Source organism: Zwartia hollandica, from assembly GCF_019923725.1.
Taxonomy (GTDB): Bacteria; Pseudomonadota; Gammaproteobacteria; order Burkholderiales; family Burkholderiaceae_B; genus Zwartia; species Zwartia hollandica.
In genome coordinates this window covers 151,993-169,267 of the sequence record NZ_JAHXRI010000006.1, presented here as the reverse complement: position 1 = coordinate 169,267, position 17,275 = coordinate 151,993, and the positions used below count along the sequence as shown (strand labels likewise).

Annotated in this window: 23 protein-coding genes; 5 read left to right on the top strand and 18 right to left on the bottom strand. The window is 55.6% G+C overall.

The features are described from left to right. Window positions 1-78: 78 nt before the first annotated feature. The 4 genes from KZZ10_RS04080 to KZZ10_RS04065 are packed head-to-tail and all read right to left on the bottom strand — an operon-like array spanning window position 79 to window position 2,388. Window positions 79-1,122 (bottom strand): NAD(P)H-dependent glycerol-3-phosphate dehydrogenase, encoded by a 1,044-nt coding sequence (locus KZZ10_RS04080; RefSeq protein ID WP_259660230.1) that lies wholly within the window; start codon window positions 1,120-1,122, stop codon window positions 79-81. Between the two features lie 21 nt (window positions 1,123-1,143). Beyond that, a complete protein-coding gene (secB, locus tag KZZ10_RS04075; RefSeq protein ID WP_259660229.1) occupies window positions 1,144-1,659 on the bottom strand; it encodes a protein-export chaperone SecB in 516 nt (171 codons plus the stop codon). 48 nt (window positions 1,660-1,707) lie between these two features. Further along, window positions 1,708-1,965: a glutaredoxin 3 gene (gene grxC / locus KZZ10_RS04070; RefSeq protein WP_259660228.1), complete on the bottom strand. Its 258-nt coding sequence runs from the start codon at window positions 1,963-1,965 to the stop codon at window positions 1,708-1,710. 12 nt (window positions 1,966-1,977) lie between these two features. Beyond that, window positions 1,978-2,388, bottom strand: coding sequence for a rhodanese-like domain-containing protein (locus KZZ10_RS04065; protein WP_259660227.1), 411 nt, complete (start codon window positions 2,386-2,388; stop codon window positions 1,978-1,980). A 107-nt stretch (window positions 2,389-2,495) separates the two neighbouring features. Here KZZ10_RS04065 and gpmA point away from each other — a divergent pair, with 107 nt between their 5' ends. From gpmA to KZZ10_RS04045, 4 genes are read left to right on the top strand one after another with little or no spacing between them, the layout of a single operon-like run. Continuing rightward, window positions 2,496-3,248 (top strand): 2,3-diphosphoglycerate-dependent phosphoglycerate mutase, encoded by a 753-nt coding sequence (gpmA, locus tag KZZ10_RS04060; protein WP_259660226.1) that lies wholly within the window; start codon window positions 2,496-2,498, stop codon window positions 3,246-3,248. Beyond that, complete coding sequence (locus KZZ10_RS04055) at window positions 3,245-4,582, top strand: murein hydrolase activator EnvC family protein (RefSeq protein WP_311133539.1); 1,338 nt, start codon at window positions 3,245-3,247, stop codon at window positions 4,580-4,582. The genes gpmA and KZZ10_RS04055 overlap by 4 nt, the downstream gene beginning before the upstream one ends. 54 nt (window positions 4,583-4,636) lie before the next feature. After that, the gene (locus tag KZZ10_RS04050) at window positions 4,637-6,046 is read left to right on the top strand and encodes a S41 family peptidase (RefSeq protein WP_259660225.1); all 1,410 of its coding nucleotides are present in this window, start codon (window positions 4,637-4,639) and stop codon (window positions 6,044-6,046) included. Next, a complete protein-coding gene (locus tag KZZ10_RS04045) occupies window positions 6,043-6,801 on the top strand; it encodes a HesA/MoeB/ThiF family protein (protein WP_259660224.1) in 759 nt (252 codons plus the stop codon). The genes KZZ10_RS04050 and KZZ10_RS04045 overlap by 4 nt, the downstream gene beginning before the upstream one ends. 11 nt (window positions 6,802-6,812) lie before the next feature. On the opposite strand, the gene slmA is transcribed toward KZZ10_RS04045, so the two are convergent. The 7 genes from slmA to KZZ10_RS04010 all read right to left on the bottom strand — a co-directional run bounded on the left by slmA (window position 6,813) and on the right by KZZ10_RS04010 (window position 11,582). After that, window positions 6,813-7,406 (bottom strand): nucleoid occlusion factor SlmA, encoded by a 594-nt coding sequence (gene slmA, locus KZZ10_RS04040; RefSeq protein ID WP_259660223.1) that lies wholly within the window; start codon window positions 7,404-7,406, stop codon window positions 6,813-6,815. Window positions 7,407-7,465: 59 nt separating this feature from the next. Further along, a complete protein-coding gene (locus KZZ10_RS04035; RefSeq protein WP_375372533.1) occupies window positions 7,466-8,230 on the bottom strand; it encodes a pyrimidine 5'-nucleotidase in 765 nt (254 codons plus the stop codon). A 7-nt stretch (window positions 8,231-8,237) separates the two neighbouring features. After that, on the bottom strand, window positions 8,238-9,137 hold the full coding sequence (argB, locus tag KZZ10_RS04030) for an acetylglutamate kinase (protein WP_259660222.1): 900 nt from the start codon (window positions 9,135-9,137) through the stop codon (window positions 8,238-8,240). A gap of 81 nt (window positions 9,138-9,218) precedes the next feature. Continuing rightward, window positions 9,219-9,710, bottom strand: a complete 492-nt coding sequence (locus KZZ10_RS04025) for a peroxiredoxin family protein (protein ID WP_259660221.1) — start codon at window positions 9,708-9,710, stop codon at window positions 9,219-9,221. After that, a complete protein-coding gene (locus tag KZZ10_RS04020) occupies window positions 9,707-10,447 on the bottom strand; it encodes a BON domain-containing protein (protein ID WP_259660220.1) in 741 nt (246 codons plus the stop codon). The genes KZZ10_RS04025 and KZZ10_RS04020 overlap by 4 nt, the downstream gene beginning before the upstream one ends. Further along, the gene (locus tag KZZ10_RS04015; protein WP_259660219.1) at window positions 10,444-11,037 is read right to left on the bottom strand and encodes a phosphoheptose isomerase; all 594 of its coding nucleotides are present in this window, start codon (window positions 11,035-11,037) and stop codon (window positions 10,444-10,446) included. The genes KZZ10_RS04020 and KZZ10_RS04015 overlap by 4 nt, the downstream gene beginning before the upstream one ends. A 32-nt stretch (window positions 11,038-11,069) precedes the next feature. Next, window positions 11,070-11,582 carry a YraN family protein gene (locus tag KZZ10_RS04010; protein WP_259660218.1) on the bottom strand — a complete coding sequence of 171 codons (513 nt, stop codon included), beginning with the start codon at window positions 11,580-11,582 and terminating at the stop codon, window positions 11,070-11,072. 97 nt (window positions 11,583-11,679) lie between these two features. Here KZZ10_RS04010 and rsmI point away from each other — a divergent pair, with 97 nt between their 5' ends. Further along, on the top strand, window positions 11,680-12,618 hold the full coding sequence (gene rsmI, locus KZZ10_RS04005) for a 16S rRNA (cytidine(1402)-2'-O)-methyltransferase (protein ID WP_259660217.1): 939 nt from the start codon (window positions 11,680-11,682) through the stop codon (window positions 12,616-12,618). A gap of 16 nt (window positions 12,619-12,634) precedes the next feature. Here rsmI and KZZ10_RS04000 read toward each other — a convergent pair whose 3' ends face one another. From KZZ10_RS04000 to lptB, 7 genes are all read right to left on the bottom strand, one after another. After that, window positions 12,635-12,757 (bottom strand): SPOR domain-containing protein, encoded by a 123-nt coding sequence (locus KZZ10_RS04000; protein WP_259660216.1) that lies wholly within the window; start codon window positions 12,755-12,757, stop codon window positions 12,635-12,637. A gap of 8 nt (window positions 12,758-12,765) precedes the next feature. Beyond that, the gene (locus KZZ10_RS03995; RefSeq protein WP_259660215.1) at window positions 12,766-13,527 is read right to left on the bottom strand and encodes a septal ring lytic transglycosylase RlpA family protein; all 762 of its coding nucleotides are present in this window, start codon (window positions 13,525-13,527) and stop codon (window positions 12,766-12,768) included. Further along, on the bottom strand, window positions 13,527-14,399 hold the full coding sequence (gene rapZ / locus KZZ10_RS03990) for an RNase adapter RapZ (RefSeq protein WP_259660214.1): 873 nt from the start codon (window positions 14,397-14,399) through the stop codon (window positions 13,527-13,529). The genes KZZ10_RS03995 and rapZ overlap by 1 nt, the downstream gene beginning before the upstream one ends. A 1-nt stretch (window position 14,400) precedes the next feature. Beyond that, entirely contained in the window at window positions 14,401-15,327 is a 927-nt protein-coding gene (hprK, locus tag KZZ10_RS03985; RefSeq protein ID WP_259660213.1) for an HPr(Ser) kinase/phosphatase, read from the bottom strand. A 41-nt stretch (window positions 15,328-15,368) separates the two neighbouring features. Then, window positions 15,369-15,824 carry a PTS sugar transporter subunit IIA gene (locus tag KZZ10_RS03980; RefSeq protein WP_259660212.1) on the bottom strand — a complete coding sequence of 152 codons (456 nt, stop codon included), beginning with the start codon at window positions 15,822-15,824 and terminating at the stop codon, window positions 15,369-15,371. Window positions 15,825-15,955: 131 nt separating this feature from the next. Further along, complete coding sequence (hpf, locus tag KZZ10_RS03975; RefSeq protein WP_259660211.1) at window positions 15,956-16,282, bottom strand: ribosome hibernation-promoting factor, HPF/YfiA family; 327 nt, start codon at window positions 16,280-16,282, stop codon at window positions 15,956-15,958. Window positions 16,283-16,482: 200 nt separating this feature from the next. Beyond that, on the bottom strand, window positions 16,483-17,274 hold the full coding sequence (lptB, locus tag KZZ10_RS03970; protein ID WP_259660210.1) for an LPS export ABC transporter ATP-binding protein: 792 nt from the start codon (window positions 17,272-17,274) through the stop codon (window positions 16,483-16,485). Between the last annotated feature and the right edge of the window lies 1 nt (window position 17,275).

The following is a 17,275-nucleotide window of genomic DNA, read 5'->3' as shown; positions in this document are numbered from 1 at the left end:
CACAGATTATTGTGAAGATGCGAGCCATGTAGCTCGTGTTGGTTATTGTGCGCCGTGTGTTGTGTGTTTGCATGGTAGCTACTCTGTTGTCGCTTCGCGGGCCAACAAACGAGTGACCGCGCCGATTGGGGAGATTCCTTGAAATAAAACTTCACATACCGCTCGGGTGATTGGCATGTCTACCTTTAACGATTGGGCGCGCAGCAATACAGCTTGCGCGCAGCGTGCGCCTTCTGCAGTCAGGCCACCCGCAAGAATGTCAGATAATGAGCGCCCACGGCCGATCTCGAGGCCGACCAACCGATTACGTGATAGCTCTCCCGTCGCGGTTAGTACGAGATCCCCTAGGCCAGTGAGCCCGTAGAACGTTGCTGGGCGAGCACCAAGTGCTTCACCAAACCGCGTCATTTCCGCGAGGCCTCTGGTAATTAACGCCGCACGCGCATTTGTGCCGAGCCCTAAGCCATCGCTGATGCCGCAGGCGATGGCCATGATGTTCTTTAAGGCTCCGCCCACTTCAACGCCAACCACGTCGTCGCTTGTGTAAACCCGTACTGCGCCGCCGTGGAGGGCGTTGATGCAGCTCGAGCGCAGAGCAGCGCTTTGACTCGCGACGGTCAGTGCCACCGGCAACCCTTGTGCAACCTCACGTGCAAAGGAGGGGCCTGACAGAACACCCGATGGGATGTTCAAGTCCGCGCCTAGTGCTTCTTGCGCGATTTGGGAGGGTAGCTTGCCGCTACTTGCCTCGAGCCCTTTGCAGGTCCAAATGATTCCGGAGATTCGGTCGGTGCGATGTGCAAGTCCTTCGGACACCAGCTCGCATAGGCTGCGCAAGCCCGCCAGCGGGACCGCAAGGATTAACAGCCCGGGAGATGTCCCTGCGCACGCGTAATCGAGCGCAGCGCTGAGCCCACTTGTTGCCTGCATGGATGCGTGAAGCGCTACATCGGGTAGATAACCCCGATTGGTGTGTTTGGCTTGAATCTCGCTGGCAACTTCTTTATTACGCGCCCACAGTAGGGTGTCGCGATGGTCACAAGCGATATTTGCGAGCGCGGTCCCCCACGCACCTGCGCCAAGCACCGCAACTGGGCCGTTGTGAGCGTTAGTTGCGGGCATGGAGGCCTAGACTTTGTTGCATTACTGCCGGGTCATGCCCGGAGGTAGGATTAGGCCAGACTCCTTGCCAGCGTCTACCGCGCCAGCCTCTTGAGCAGCCTGTGCCAAGCGTTGTTCAAACAGAGCTTGAAAGTTCACTTCAGCAAGATGCAGCGGCGGCAGAGATGTGCGTGTGATGGCATCTGCCACGTTGGCACGCAGGTAGGGATACAGCATCGTGGGGCATACGATGCCCATGATGGGATCAAGTTGTTCCGCGGGAATATTTGCGATTTCAAAAATTGCAGCTTGCGTAGCTTCAACCAAGTACAACACTTTGTCTTTAATGCGTGTCGTGACCGTGACGGTAACAGCCGACTCAAAAACCGTCTCGGCAAGGGCTTGGCCACCTACATTGATCGCGACTTCGACCTCTGGCGCATCTTGCTCCAGAAAAATATTTGGAGCATTGGGCATCTCGAGGGAAAGATCCTTGAGATAGACGCGCTGCATATTAAAGGAGGGCGCGTTTTCGGGTTGAGCGTTTTGGTCAGACATAAAGAATCCAGGGACAGGGGAGAGAAAAAGTGGGCGAGCGTTAGAGGCTTACCCGTTGAGCAGAGGTAATAGTTTTCCGTCGCGGTCTAGTGCGGATAGATCATCAAATCCACCCACATGCGTGTCGCCAATATAAATTTGGGGAACGGTCCGGCGGCCAGTGCGCTCCATCATGAGGGCGCGCTGCTCGGTATCGACATCGATGCGGATCTTTTCAATTTCGGCCACACCACGCTGAGTCAGGAGCATCTCGGCACGTGAGCAATATGGGCAGTAGCCAGTGGTGTACATGACAACTTTGTTCATGGAGTGACTCCGTTATTTGGTGGTGAGGGGGAGGCCAGCAGTCGTCCAGGCCTTGATGCCGCCGTCCAGGATGCTGACAGCCGTAAAGCCTAAGGCCCGTAATTTGGTCGCCGCCCCGACAGCGCTACGCCCCATTTCGCAGACGAGAATGACGGGCTTGTCTTTGGCCAGACTAGCCGCTTTCTTCTCTAGGTCGGGGAGGGGGGCGTGGCGCGCTTGGGGGATATGACCGCCGTGAAACGCCTCGATTGAGCGCACGTCGAGTAAAACGGCTCCTTGATGGTTAATCATTTGTACAGCTTGGGTGCTGCTTACGCTCGCCCCGCCGCGGCTGCGCTGAATCATAGGCCAAGCTAAGGCCAGCCCGGAACCAAGAGCAATGCCGATTAAGAGAAGGTTGTTTTGATCTGAAAAGAAATCCACGGTGTGTCCAAAAGAGGCGGTATAGCCCCAAAAAAAGGGTCGGCTGGTTGTAAAGACAAAGACAATTATAAAATGGTGCTTTAACTACACTTTAACCTGTGTCTGCCATGTATAAATTAGTCTTGATGCGTCACGGCGAAAGCCAATGGAACCTCGAAAACCGATTCACCGGATGGACTGACATCGATCTGACCGAGGCAGGGCGAGAGCAGGCGCGCCGCGCGGGCGAGTTGCTCAAGGCGAAAGGCTATGTTTTCGATGTGGCTTTTACGTCGGTACTCAAGCGTGCGATTCGCACCCTGTGGATTGCGTTAGACGCCATGGATACGATGTATTTGCCGGTTCACAACAACTGGCGGCTGAACGAACGCCACTACGGAGACTTGCAGGGGCTAAATAAGGCTGAGATGGCGGCTCAGTACGGCGACGAGCAAGTACTCATCTGGCGTCGTGCCTACGCAATTGCGCCCAATCCGATCGGCCTAGATGACCAGCGTCATCCCCGGTTCGATCCACGCTACTCCAAGCTGACTCCAGAGCAACTGCCTGCGACGGAATGTCTGAAGGACACCGTCGCGAGGGTCCTGCCGTTTTGGGATGAAACAATCGCACCTTCGATCCGAGCGGGCCGTCGGGTGCTGGTTGCAGCCCATGGCAACAGCTTGCGAGCATTGATCAAGCATCTAGATAATGTCTCTGATGACGAGATCGTTCACCTAAACATCCCTACCGGTCAACCGCTGGTGTATGAGTTGGACAAAGAATTACGGCCCATTCGACATTACTACCTCGGCGACCCTGCTGAAATTGAGGCTGCCATGGCAGCGGTGGCGGCCCAAGGGAAAGCTAAGAAAGCGTGATCAAACGGCGTTTTGCGATTGCGGTGTGTCTTGGCCTAAGCCTCTGCGGGGGCGCAGGTACTTCGTTCGCCAATCCCGATGACATTGCCGCCCGCCAAAGCCAGGCTCAGCGCCAGAGGGAAGACTTGCGCGGTCGGATTCAGTCTGTGCAAAAGGAGTTGGACGCCCGAGAGGCCGATCGCAAGGAAGCCGCGGATGCGCTTAAGGTGTCGGAGACGGCGATTTCTCAGACTTCTCGACGTATTGCTGAGCTCGCCGCCGAGCTAAAAAAGGCTCAAAGCGAACTAACCGAGTTGCAACGTCAAATTACTCGTCAGCAGCGCACTTTGAGCGTACGTCGCGATGAGCTGTCTGACCAGTTACGTCGGCAGTATTCAAGTGGATTGTCTCCATGGTCCGCGTTACTGTCGGGCGATGACCCTCAAGAGCTTGGGCGTAACCTGGCTTATCTTGACTACGTCTCTAAGGCGCGCGCAGACACTGTTACGGCGCTCAAGCAGGATATTGAGCGTTTGGCTCAGCTAGAAGCGCGTGCGGATATTCGCCAAAAGGATGTGGCGCGTCTTGTCAGCGAAACCGCCCAGCAAAAGGATGCATTAGAAGCGCAAAAAAAGGAGCGCGCGACGGTTTTGGCCCGTATCGAGGGGCAGATGCAAGCCCAGCGGACAGAATCAGCACGACTTGGTCAGGACGAAAAGCGCCTGTCCGGCTTGATTACGGACTTAGAGGGGCAGCTTAAGGCAGCCCAGCAGGCAGCAGCCGAGGCGGAGCGTCGAGCGCTAGAGGCTCGTAAGATCGAGTTGGCTCGAAAAGAGAAGGCGCAGCGCGAGGCGGAAGAGGCGCGACGTGTGGCCGAGGCCGATAAGCGTCGACAAGCAGCTGAGCAGACGACGCAGGCCGAGGGCACCACACAAGCCGATTCGGATACGGCATCCCTTGCTGCGGGTAAGGGATTGTCCAAGAGCGTGCGCTGGCCGATCCGGGGAACCATCATGGCGCGGTTTGGAACAGATCGCCCCGAGGGTGGAGTCTGGCGCGGGATTCTAGTGCGTGCCGACTCTGGTGCGGCAGTGCAGGTTGTAGGGAATGGCACCGTGGTGTACTCAAACTGGCTCAGGGGGTTTGGCAACCTGTTGATTGTTGACCATGGGCAAGAGTATCTCAGCGTCTATGCCTATAACCAAAGTTTGCTTAAACAGGTGGGTGATGCGGTTCGGGCTGGGGATACGGTTGCCCTGGCGGGAAGTACGGGTGGGCAAGTGGATTCGGCCCTATACTTCGAAATCAGGCACCGCGGCGTCGCGGTCGATCCGATAGCCTATCTGGCCCGTTAGTTTTTTATTGTTGCCTAGGTTTCCGCATTAACGACATTGAATTCAGGAATGTGCATGGGCACTCGCAAATTACGTAGTTTGGGTTTAGTTTCCGCAGGTATTGTTGCCGGAGTGCTCTTGAGCCTGGGCATCAGTGCTGTGGCGCAGCGCGGTTCGCCCTTGCCGCTCGATGAGTTGAGACAATTCTCGAGTGTGTTTTCGGCAATCAAAAATAATTACGTTGAAGCCGTCGACGATAAAAAACTAATCAGTGGCGCAATCTCTGGAATGCTGTCCGATCTGGATCCGCACTCTGCCTACCTGGACGCGGACGCTTTCAAAGAAATGCAAAGCTCCACGCAAGGCGAGTTTGGTGGTTTAGGAATTGAGGTGGGTACGGAAGACGGAATGGTAAAAGTCATCTCGCCGATCGAGGACACGCCCGCCGCACGCGCGGGGATTCGCGCCGGGGATTTAATTTCTAAAATTGATGACACCTCGACTAAAGGTTTAAGCTTGACTGACGCGGTCAAGATGATGCGTGGTCCCGTTAGAACGCCGATCACCCTGACGATTATTCGCCAAGGTCAAGCACAACCGCTAGTCATCAAGATTGTGCGCGACACGATTCGTGTGCGTAGCGTACGAAGCAAGATGCTCGACGGGAATATTGGTTATGTACGTATCGCTCAATTCCAGGAAAAGACAGGCGCTGACCTTGCGCGGCATTTGAAAGAGCTCGCGGCGAAGGGTGCTCCGCGTGCATTGATCCTCGATCTGCGCAACGATCCGGGTGGGTTATTGAGTGGTGCAATTGGTGTCTCCGCGGCCTTTCTCAAGCCAGATACGCTGGTTGTATCGACAGACGGTCGCGCGCCAGACGCCAAACAAAAATACTTGTCTAACCCGTCCGATTATGCGCGTGGCGAGCCTGACTACCTGCGTGGTCTACCTGCGTGGGTGAAGACGGTGCCGATGGTGGTATTGGTTAACGTCGGTTCAGCCTCGGCGTCAGAGATCGTCGCGGGTGCTTTGCAAGATCACAAGCGTGCCACCATCATGGGTAACCGAACCTTTGGTAAAGGTTCGGTCCAGGTCATTCTGCCGATCTCAGACACCACTGCAATCAAACTTACGACGTCACGTTACTTCACACCTAATGGCCGCTCGATTCAGGCCAAGGGCATCAGCCCAGATATCGTTGTAGCGGATACGGCCGAGGGCGACTTGTTTAAATTGCCTCGTGAAGCGGATCTGCAGCGCCATCTAAGTAACCGTCAGACTCCGGAAGAGCAGGCAAAAGCGAAGGAAGACGAAACACCGCTCGCAGATACAAACAAGGTGTTTCAGTTTGGCACACCAGAAGACTTCCAGTTGCAACAGGCCGTTAACTTCCTAGATGGTAAGCCGATTCAAAAAGCTGTCCCTGCGCCCAAGAGTGCAAAGGCGGGAGCCGCTGCCGAGGGATCGTCGAGTAAAAAATGAATGATGCCCAGCTGCTAAGGTATGCCCGGCATATCTTGCTGGATGAGTTGGGCATAGAAGGCCAAGAAAGGCTCTTGGCGGCGAGGGTGTTAATCGTAGGAGCCGGTGGGTTGGGTTCGCCTGCGGCGATGTACCTTGCCTCTGCTGGCGTGGGCACGATTGTGTTGGCCGATAATGATGTCGTTGAGATTAGTAATCTGCAGCGGCAGATTATGCACAATACGAGTCGCCTCGGGCAGCTCAAGGCAGAGTCTGGACGCGAGACAATGCTGGCGCTGAATCCAGAACTGAAGGTAGAGATTCGAACGACGCGGATGGACCCGCATTCCCTCGATCAAGAGATCTCACAAGTCGACGTAGTATTAGACTGCACTGACAATTTTGCAACGCGTCATGCGGTCAACCGCGCTTGCATCAGGCACACAAAACCGTTGGTCTCTGGAGCTGGTATTCGTTTTGAAGGGCAGGTCAGTGTGTTTGATCCACGCGATCCGCACGCGCCTTGTTATCACTGCTTATTTCCCGAGGCGGACGATGTGGAGGCGCTTAACTGTGCGACCACGGGCGTTTTTGCCCCGCTCGTCGGCATCATCGGCAGCATGCAGGCCGCAGAGGCATTAAAAATCATCGCTGGAATAGGGACGACCTTAAAAGGTCGTCTATTGATACTGGACGCACTCGACATGCAGTGGCATAGCGTAAAAGTTAAGCGCGATCCCGGTTGTATCGTTTGCGCGTTGAGACCTCACGCCTGATCTAACTTGGCTTAGCGATCGTTCGTAGCCGCACCCAGGATCAGCTTGAGTTGTGTCTCCATGTGCAACGTGGGAGTCGTTTGCCATGCGCTCTGTGCAAAGCGCAACCAGCTGCCAATCACAAACTGAGTCAGCGCAGCCGCTAAGGCGGTGACTTCAATCGAGGGATCAAGTGTTCCGCTAGTGATGGCATGGCGCAGTGATTGCTTGAAAGAGGCATCGATGCGATCAGTAATTTGACTAGCGCGTGCTTGAAGGCGCTCGTCCTCAGTCACGAGGGCGTCTCCAGTCAAGACGCGCGTCATGCCGCGGTTGCGTTGTGCAAAGGTGAGCAACATTGTGGCGATTTTGCGCGCCTGTTCCACGCCATTGGGCTCTGCCGCCACGATTTGACTAACGAGCGTGAAAATCGTTGATTCGATGAACTCGAATAAGCCCTCAAACATTTGGGCTTTACTTGCGAAGTGACGGTAAAGCGCTGCCTCAGACAATTGCATTCGCGCAGCAAGCGCAGCCGTTGTGATTCGAGCTGCACGAGGCTGCTCAAGCATTTCTGCAAGCATTTGCAGAATCTGATGTTTACGTTCGCCGGTTTTGACTGACATCGCGTTCGGCCCATCAAGGAGGGATTAAAGGTGAGGCGTAAGCTGCGAAGGGGTGTGTGCTACGCCCGCAACGGCCGCTTTTGAAGCAGGAGGTCTGATACGCAGTTTACCCGCAAGTCGACAAAATTTGGGCGACCGCTTTTGCTGAGACCAAATGGTGTTCCGGGGTGGTAGACATGCACGGTGCGCAGACCGGCTCGCCTTGCACCACGTAGGTTCTCGACAGTGTCTTCGACGAGAACCGCTCTGCGAGGAGAGACGCCTTCGTGTGCCAAGATGTGGCGCATCATAGCGCTTGACGGTTTTGGCCTGAAATGACCGTGTAAGCGCATTTGTTCGACGGCCCACAGCCCATCGAAACACTGCAGAATTTTTAGGTGCTTTAGCACTGCGCGAGCGTAGTGCAACGGTGCATTGGTCACCAGCACCTTGCGCCCGGGCAGGCGACGCAGCTTGCTGGCGAGACCCGATTCGGCCCGAACTAGCGGCGCGACGTCGAAGTCGTGGCTGCGGTGCAAAAACGCATGTGCGTCCACGGCATGGTGCCGAACTAAACCGATTAGGGTGGCGCCATATTTGCGCCAGTACTGGGTCCGAAGCAGACTCGCTTCTTGCTCATCGATCGAGAGTGCCTCCATTACCGCGGCTGTCATGCCGAGGTTGATCTCGCGGAAAATCTTGTGTGACGTGTCGTGGAGTGTGTTGTCCAGATCAAAGAACCAGACTAGGTCCTTGTTGCGTGAGGCAGCAGAGCCTTCCGTAAGATGTACGCGTGCACGACGCACACGTATCCGTGGATGCAGTGGCAGTCTTTTAGGCGTCACGCGCGCATTACTGCGACGAGATCATTGTGCCAACACCACGATCTGTTAACACTTCGAGTAACAGGCAGTGGGGCACGCGACCGTCGACGATGTGTACGGACTTCACGCCATTACGCGCGGCATCCAGTGCCGAGGAGATCTTTGGCAGCATTCCGCCTGAGATTGTTCCATCGGCGAACAGCGCATCGATCGTTTTGGCCGACAACTGACGCAGCAGTTTGCCATCCTTATCGAGCACGCCAGGAGTATTGGTCATCATGAGTAGTTTTTCAGCGCCAAGCACCTCGGCCATCTTACCTGCGACGACGTCCGCATTGATGTTATAGGCAAGGCCGTCTACTCCGTAACCAATAGGCGAAATCACCGGGATGAACTGGTCATCTTGCAAGGCTTTCACAACGGCGGGTTCTACGCGGTCGATATCGCCCACGAAGCCGATGTCTAGCGGCTTGGACGGATCATCCTTGTTAGGCATGAGCTTTTTGCTTGCCTGGATCAAACAGCCGTCTTTGCCTGTGAGGCCGACTGCTTTACCACCTGCTTCATTGATCATGAGCACAATATCTTGCTGCACTTGTCCGCCAAGCACCCATTCCACGACTTCCATGGTGTCTGCGTCTGTCACGCGCATACCTTGAACAAACGTACCTTGCTTGCCAATGCGGCGCAGCGCTTCATCAATCTGGGGGCCGCCGCCGTGTACCACGATGGGGTTCAGGCCAATTAATTTCAGCAACACGACGTCGTGCGCGAAGCTGCGCTGCAAGACCTCTTCGGTCATCGCGTTACCACCGTATTTAATGACGATCGTCTTGCCGTGGAATCGTTTGATGTAAGGCAGACTTTCGGACAAAACCTCGGCGAATACTTCTGGAGGCATGGAAGTGGTTTGTGTCTGGCTGGTCATGGGCGTTCGGCAGGCAAGTGGTTGTGGATCGGAACAAATTATTGGAACCGGATTGTAGAGCCAAGAACGACCTGATGGGGGCTAGCCGGCCAAAGCTTTTTCGAGCGTACGACGAAACTCTTGCTTGTCGTACAGCCCGAGATAGCGCTTGATGATTTGACCGTTTTTATCGATCAGGAAGGCAGTTGGCGTAAGCTTCACATCACCAAAGGCTTTGGCTGCTTTACCAACAGTGTCTAGCGCAACAGGAAACGGTAGCTTGCGTGTTTCCGCAAAATTAATCACGTAGTTGGCAGGGTCGTATTGCATCGCAACAGCCACGAGCTCGAAGCCTTGTTCACGGTACTTGTTGTAGTTCTCGATGTTGTCCGGCATTTGCGCCACGCAGCTTACGCAATTAGTTGCCCAGAACTTGACCAGCACAACCTTTCCGCGCAGCTCTGAGAGTGAGAGCTGTTTGCCCGACAAGGTAGAAAACGTTACCTCAGGCGCCTTGGGCGCGGGTGCGGCAAAGAACCACGCCCCGATACCCCCGAGCGCCGCTAGCAGCGCGAGCGCTAGGAGTTTTTTCATTGAATTGGCATAACCTGTACACCACCCTGCGCGGGTGCAGCGCCCGCGCCGGGGGTCGTGACCGGTGCAGCAGGCTGCGCCGAGTCACCCAGACGCCCACCCATCAGACGGTTGGCGGTATCTAAGCGGTTTGCTTCGGCAGGGGTGATGATTTGAAAAAGCTTGTCTACCCGTTTGACGCCACCAATTTGGGCGGTCGTGGCAGCTGCCATATCGCCTTCACTTTGGGTCACCAGACCCATCAAGTACACGATGCCACGGTCGGTGGTGACCGTGATTGTGCGTGAGGGGATGTCTTTGGTCGTGGCAAGAGTGGCCATCACCTTTGAAGTAATCCAAATATCGTTACCCACGACGCCTGCGGAAGCGGCTTCTTTGGTGACGGTAATTTGGTCTGATACGGATTTAACCCCCTTGGTCTTGCGTGCAATTTCGCCTGCCTTGGCCTTCACATCGTTACCGATTGTGTCGCCGGTGAGCAGCACAACGCCGTCATAGACTGTGATTGTTGGGCGGATGCTGTCGCCGAAGGCGTTGCGCAGCTCGCCACCGATCTTCAATTCGATTGTTTTGTCGTCTGTTTGTTGCGCGACAGATCGGCGATCGACTGCTACGAGGCCGGTCGTCGCAGCAGCGCCGCCGATGAGCAAGGGGATACAGCCTTGCAGCATGCTCGATGAGGCTCCGAGTGCAACGCAAAGCAAAATGGGACGAATATAACGGGCTGCGTTAGTCATGCGGGATCTCCGAGTAGAAGCGTATCAATGCCGTCGCACAGCATGTGCAGCAGCAAAATGTGTATTTCTTGAATGCGCATTGTGCGGTCGTGTGGCACACAAAGATGGATGTCGTCGGCGCTGAGCAAAGCGTTCATTGCGCCGCCGCCTTTCCCACTGAGCGCAATGACGCGCATCTCACGTTCGTGTGCGGCCTGAATCGCTTGCTTGACGTTTTCTGAGTTGCCACTTGTGGAGATTGCGACAAGCACATCGCCGGGCTGCCCTAGGGCGCTGATTTGGCGCGAAAAAATTTGGGCGTAGCCATAGTCGTTGCCGACCGCAGTGAGGATCGACGTGTCAGTATTGAGCGCAATGCCAGCGAGTGGAAGTCGTTCGCGTTCAAAGCGACCAACCAGCTCGGCAATAAAGTGCTGCGCATCGGCAGCTGAGCCGCCGTTACCGCAGGCTAATATTTTCCCGCTGTTTGTGACGCAGCCAAAACATAACTCGATGGCGCGCACAAGCGGCGAAGAAAGAGTTTCTGCGCTGTCTTGCGTAGCAAGGACATGGTCGTTGAAGTGTGCGGCGATTGTCGAGGCAAGATTCATGGCAATTGTTCGGCTCCAGAGCTTGAATTATCTCATTTATCTAGCGTCAAGCGAAAGGCATCGCGGTGCCAAGTCAACCCGGGTGGCTCGAAAGCGAGTAAGTCAAACCGGCAATAGGGGGTCGCCCCCTTAAAGTGTTGTTGAACCAACCTTGAGAAAAAATAGCGCGCCGCAAGTCGGATGCGACGTTGTTTGGCCGGCGTCACACTCGCAGAGGCACCGCCATAGGCATTGGAGGCCCGTTGTCTTACTTCGACAAATACGAGCGTTGAGCCGTCGCGCACGACGAGATCGAGTTCACCTGCGGGGCAGCACAACTGGCGTTCGAGCAGCACGCACCCGGCACCTTGAAGATATTCCAGTGCACGCGTCTCATAGAGGTCTCCTTGGCGCTGCCGAGGCGAGCGGTTTGGTGGAGGGCGCTTCTCGGCGCCCGCTTGCTTGCGACTCAGTCGCCCGTGGAGGGAGGCGAGAGCTTTTTTTCGGCGCTGGACTGCTTTTTGTTGTGCGAGCTCTGCTAGTGAGAAAAGGGCTGCATGGTCCATAGAGGGTGAGGTTGTTTTATACATGGGGGAGCAGGTGCCGTGACGAGGTGGAGTAACGCGACTACACTGCCAGAATTCAGACCTTAACAGCCTCGCCATGACAGAAAATGTCCTACCGCAAGAGCTTCCAGACGCTTGGCACCGCCTTGGCCAAAAAGTCGACGCGCAACAGTGGCCCACCCATTGTTTGTACGTGGTGGCAACGCCTATTGGTAATTTGGCGGATCTCTCCTTGCGTGCCTGGCATGCGCTTGCGTTGGTCGATGTGATTGCGGCCGAAGATACGCGGGCTACGCGCACCTTGCTCGACGCCTGGGGGCTGACCACTCCCACCATGGCGGCACATCGGCATAACGAAGCCGGGGCGGCACTGGATATCGTTCGTCGACTTGAGTCAGGGCAACGCGTTGCCTTGGTCTCAGATGCAGGATCGCCGGCTGTGAGCGATCCAGGTGGGCTCGTGGTCCAGACAGTACGTGAAGCTGGTATGCGCGTGATCCCCTTACCTGGAGCGAGTGCGGTGATTACCGCGTTGATGGCGACCGGCGTAACAACAGACGCCTCGCCTGGCTTTGTATTTGCCGGCTTTGCCCCCACTAAGTCTATGGCGCGTCAGCGTTGGTTTCGTCACTGGACGCAGTTTGCTTGCGCAACGGTATTTTATGAAGCCCCTCATCGTATTGCTGCAAGTTTGAAAGACTTGCTGGTGGTGCTGGGCCCCCTGCGTCAAGTGAGTCTTGCCCGAGAATTGACTAAACGTTTTGAAGAGGTTGCGTGTGTGACGTTAGCGGACGCGCAGCAATGGTTGGACGCAGATTCTCATCGTGAGCAAGGTGAGTACGTCGTCATCATTCACCCTGCTCAAACTGAGCCTGACCTTGAGGCTGCCGAGCAAGCTGATGCGGGAGTTGATGCTTGGCTGGACGCCTTACTTGAGGTGTTGTCGGTACGTGATGCCGCACGTGTGGCGGCCAAAGCGACAGGTCAGTCCCGCGACACCTTGTACGCGCGAGCCTTGGCACGCAAAGGCAGTTAACCGCGCGCGCGCGGGGTTAAGGCCCCGTTACCCGCGGTGCGACACCGAGTGCGCTTTCAAGTGGTGCGGCGGCTTGCACGGCAGCCTCTGTGCTGGCGAAGGGACCCACGCGAACACGGTGTAGATTTCCCGCACCCAACTCGACATTTACAGAAATGCCTGCCTGAGTAGGTACTTGAGCGGCTGCGCGCGCGCCGGATCGCTAAAGGCACCAAGCTGCAAATAAACCGACCCTGCGGCTGCCGGTGTGGCGCTACTAGGTGGAACCGCAGCGAGTGGGAGTGCGGCGACCCCGGGCGTGGCGGGCGCCAAGCTTTGCGCTGTTTGGGTTGCTGGTGCCAGCGCTGTGCCATTGGCAATTTGCTCTGGCATGATCCGTTCGACGATTACGTCAGCGCTTCCGGGCGAGAGCACGCCAAGCTTATGGGCCGCGACATACGACAAGTCAATCACACGTCCGCCAAGGAAAGGCCCGCGGTCGTTAACACGCAGCACTACTGTTTTGCCGGTCGCCACGCGCGTGACGCGCACATAGCTCGGGATAGGCAATGTGGGGTGGGCTGCCGTCATGCCGTACATATCGTAGCGTTCACCGTTAGACGTGGGCTTGCCGTGATATTTTTTGCCGTACCAAGAGGCAGGGCCTTGCGCGCGATAAGGCCGCCCCGATGTGTCCGGCACGTAGCGCTGACCAAAGACGCTATAAGGATTGTTTGGGCCACGTGCCAAGGGTTCAATGCGCGGCACGGCATCCGGAACAGCATCTAAGTTTGCGGGGGGATTGGCCTCGGGGCCATCGTCCATGTAATAGGCGCCGCCACGGCGACCGCCTCCTGAACATGCTGCAAGTAGCGCGCAGACAAGCGCAATGACAAGTAAGCGGCCAAGGTGCGAGCCTACTGGTGCCATTAGGATAGTGTCGGCTGATCGCGATGACGCACGAGAACCGGACCGTGATCGGCGAAGCGCTTACCGAGCGTTTCAACCAGGTATACCGACCGATGTTTGCCACCGGTACAGCCGATCGCAACCGTGAGGTAGCTGCGTGTGTCCTCGGTATAGCGTGGCAGCCACTTACGAATGAAGGCTTCGATATCGGTTGCCATTTGGGCCACATCATCAAACCCGCCCAACCAGTCAGCGACCGGCTGGTCTTTACCCGTAAGTGGTCGTAACAACGGGTCGTAGTGCGGGTTGGGTAGACATCGCACATCAAAAACCATGTCAGCATCACTGGGTACGCCCTTCTTGAAGGCGAAGGACTCAAAGGTCAGTAGCAGCGGTTTACGATCTGCTTGGACGAGGTCACGAATCCAAGTGCGCAACTGACCAGGAGTCAGGCCGGAGGTGTCGATCACATGCCCAAGATTGCGCAGTGGCGCGAGTTGATCCCGTTCTTGGGCGATGCACTGCTCGAGCGAGGCGGCTACCCCTTTGCGTGCGAGGCGATCTGACAGGGGGTGGCGTCGGCGTGATTCAGAATAGCGTTGAATTAAAGTCTGGTCGTCTGCATCGAGAAAGACAACGCGCAGTTGTGTCCCCATCGCAGAGAGTGCCGTGATGATGTCGGGTAATTCATCGAGCTCGCCGGGCGAACGTACATCAATGGAAATGGCAACTCTGCCGGTCGGATCGCCTCGCATCGAACCAATAAATTCATGTAAAAAACGGACCGGCAGATTGTCGACACAGGTGTAGCCGGCGTCCTCGAGTAGGCGTAAGGCAACGGATTTGCCTGAGCCAGAAATCCCTGTGAGTAAGACAACGTTTAGCTCTGGCATGTTATGGCTGTCCTCTTGCGATGGCCTCTGCTTGCCTTTCCATGAACTCTGCGAGAGTGTCAATTCCACGCAGCTTTAGAATCGTATTGCGTACGGCTGCTTCAACCAAGACAGCTAAGTTGCGGCCCGCTGCCACTTGCAACATCACTTTGCGGATTGGGCAGCCCAACATATCTTGGGTCATGTCTTGCAAGGGCAGGCGCTCAAACTTGTCTTGCGCAGTGGCCCGCACAAGATGCACGATGAGCTTGAGTTTCATCTTGCGGCGTACCGACGTCTCACCAAAAATTGTCCGAATATTGAGCAGTCCCAAACCGCGGACTTCAAGCATATTACGCAAGAGCTCTGGGCAATGTCCTTCCACAACATGGGGTGCTGTGCGAGAAAGATCCACGGCATCATCGGCGACTAAGCCATGACCGCGTGAGATCAGTTCAAGCGCGAGTTCACTTTTTCCCAAGCCAGACTCGCCTGTGATCAATACGCCCACCCCGAGTACGTCCATGAATACCCCATGCACGGTGGTTGTAGGCGCTAAACGCCGACCAAGGTAAATGCGCAGCAAGTCGATAAGTTCGGCTGCAGGGACAGATGTTGTCAGTAGCGGGATCTGATTGCGCTCACAGCCTTGAATGAGATCGTCCGTTGGCGGCAAGCTGTCTGCAATGAGGATCGCAGGTACACCGCCCGCTAAAAGCTCATCGAGGTGGTGTATGCGGCGTTTAGAGTCAAACCGTGTGTAGTAGTCCATCTCTTGGGTGCCGAACACCTGAATCCGTGAGGGGTGGATGAGGTTCAAGTGTCCGATCAAGTCCGCTGCAGCCATCCCGTTATCGGGGATGAGACGATCAGCCGCTGTTTGTCCAGCAACCCAAGTGAATGGAATGTCTTCGGTATTGTCGTGAACCAGGTCCTGCACCGTCAGCATGGTGACTCCATTTTGGAAGAGGTGGGCCCGCTCGAGAAAACTTAGCGTAGATCTTCAGTCAACAAAGCATGCACGATCTTTGGGTCGGTTTCCATCGCCAACCGTGACCTGAGCGCTTCGTTGGAAAATAGGCGAGCCACTTCGGCAAGTATATCGAGATGTTGTTGCGTTGAGGCTTCTGGTGTGAGCAGAACGAGTAACTGATCAACAGGTTGTCGGTCAGGCGCATCAAAAGGTATCGGTTTTGCGAGTCTAAGAAATGCGGCGATGCCCGTTTTGAGGCCCTTAACCCGACCATGTGGCATGGCGATCCCGGAGCCCAAGCCCGTTGAGCCCAGACGCTCGCGCGCGAAAAGACTCTCGTAAACAGCGGCGCGCTCTACTCCTTGGTTATTCTCAAGTAGCAGAGCGGCTTGCTCAAACACCCGCTTTTTACTGGTTGCGGGCATCTCAAGCACAACATTGCTTAGTGGCAAAAGGCGCGACAAGTGTTTCATGTACGGGATTATAGGTTGGCCGCACTTCTGCTTGTTCGATTGCCCCATTCGCCGGTTGAGGACTTATTAAAAACCCACGCCCGCCAGAGGGTTGGCGGGCGTGGGTTTGCTGGAGGTCAACGCGAGGCGTTTTACGCCGTTTCGAAAGCCTGTCGCTTAGGGGCGAGGTGATGATGATCTTGGGTGCGGGCTTTGTACTGCAGTACTTTACGGTCGACTTTGTCTATCAATAAATCAATCGAAGCATAAAGGTTTTGCTCTGACGCTTCGCAATGAATGTCCTTGCCGCGGACATGCAAGGTGATCTCTGCGTGGTGCTTGAGGGGTTCGACTGACAGCATGACTTGCGTGCCAATCACGTGATCAAAATGCCGTAAAACGCGGGCCATTTTGGTTTGGATGTATTCCCGGATGGCTGGGGTGACGTCAAGATGGTGACCGGTGATGTTCAGGTTCATTGCGTACTCTCCAAAAAGGAACGGCAGTTGTGCGAATGCACGGGGTGTGGGCGGCGAGGGACTCCTATGTGTGCGATCAATATTTAAAGTGTAGTGACTTGCGCGCGGAAATCAAGGGTAAAAGTACCCATAGATTGATCTGCATCAGCAAAATTTGGTGTGCGCCGCAACATAAGAGCGGTTACTCGCCACGGCGGGCGTTACATCTTAAAGTGTTCGCCCAAATAGACGCGACGCACAGAGGCATCGTTAATGATCGCGTCGGGCACGCCGCTCGTGAGTACTTTGCCCTCACTGATGATATAAGCCCTGTCACAGATACCTAGGGTTTCTCGCACGTTGTGGTCAGTAATGAGCACACCGATTCCGCGACTTTTCAGAAAGCGCACGATACGCTGAATTTCAATCACCGCGATCGGGTCTACGCCAGCGAAGGGCTCATCAAGCAGAATAAACCGAGGACGAGTCGCAAGCGCGCGCGAGATCTCGACCCGTCTGCGCTCTCCGCCGGAGAGCGAGAGGGCGCTATTTTTCCGAATATGTGTGATTTGTAGCTCTTCAAGCAAGGCATTGAGCTGTTGCTCGATCGTACTCGCCGAAAACTTTTTTCCATCATTATCGATTTGTAATTCGAGTACTGCACGAATGTTTTGTTCGACAGTTAATCTTCGGAAGACCGAGGCATCCTGGGGCAAGTAGGACAAGCCCATGCGCGCACGACGATGGATAGGCATGCTGCTGATGGGTGTGTCATCGATTTCTATGCGACCAGCATCGGCGGCGACTAAGCCGACAATCATGTAGAAGCTAGTCGTCTTCCCCGCGCCGTTGGGGCCAAGTAGACCAACCACTTCGCCGCTATTCACTGAGATCGATACGTCTTGCACCACCATTCGTCCGCCGTAGGACTTTCGCAGCCCGGTTGCGCTGAGCTTTCCAGGCGTGTGTTCGGAAGCGGGATTAGACGATGTTGAAGCTTGCGATGTTTGCATG